Raw genomic sequence first — 393 nt, forward strand, 5'->3', positions numbered from 1 at the left:
GTACCGGGTGCTGGCCTCGCGCACCGCCTTCGCCGCCCTGCCCGGGTTCACCTCCGGCTTCCTGGCGGCCGGCGTGACGCTCGCGCTGCGCGGGGCGAACCTGCCGCTGAACGGCACCGCGGGCGACGCCGGCGACATGGAGCGCTGGGCGATCATGCTCCAGCACGGCGAGATGACGCACCCCGGCTACCCGCCGCTGTACCCGCGCATCGTCTGGTTCGTCGCGAAGCTCAACCATGACAACGTGTTCGTCGGCCTGAAGTACACCGAGGTCCTCACCACCGCGATCCTCGGCCCGGCGGTGTACCTGGCGTGGCGCTTCGTCGTCTCCCGGCCGTGGGCGTGCGTGCTGGCCCTGGTGTACGTGCCGACGTTGGCCGAGCCGTACAAGGC

At 71.5% G+C, this 393-nt stretch carries 1 protein-coding gene; it reads left to right on the plus strand.

Going from position 1 to position 393, the window contains the following annotated elements:
• Positions 1-393: hypothetical protein (locus GWK61_RS55520; RefSeq protein WP_194922409.1), on the plus strand; the 393-nt coding region annotated here is incomplete at both ends.

Source organism: Catenulispora rubra (assembly GCF_015356825.1).
Taxonomy (GTDB): Bacteria; Actinomycetota; Actinomycetes; order Streptomycetales; family Catenulisporaceae; genus Catenulispora; species Catenulispora rubra.